Consider the following 316-nt stretch of genomic DNA (forward strand, 5'->3'; position numbering starts at 1 on the left):
CCCTATCCTAGCACCAGTGTGTGGGAATTCTAGCCTAGAAAATGCTAGCATTCTTTTCTGCATCACCCAATCACTATCAATATAATGTGATGTGATTGCCATGTACCCCACATTTTGTTTAGAGGTCCATAAATCCGAAGTTAAAGCCAATTTTCCAGGTATATTTTCAAAAACATTTTTCAAATTCTCTTTTTCTTTAAAAAAAGTTTTTATTGCATCACTTCTAGCAGTATTTCTAGATATTTTCTGCCATCCAGCATGAAAGGCATTCCTAATAAATCTATCAAAATATCGTTCTTCGGAAAGCATAAATGGT

The 316-nt window shown here is 34.2% G+C and carries 1 protein-coding gene; it reads right to left on the reverse strand.

The window, feature by feature from the left end; all coding sequences use genetic code 11:
• Window positions 1-316, reverse strand: a 316-nt coding sequence (locus GO013_RS16875; protein WP_163813207.1) for a hypothetical protein, incomplete at both ends; no start/stop codon positions are given.

This window comes from Pseudodesulfovibrio sp. JC047 (assembly GCF_010468615.1).
GTDB lineage: Bacteria > Desulfobacterota > Desulfovibrionia > Desulfovibrionales > Desulfovibrionaceae > Pseudodesulfovibrio.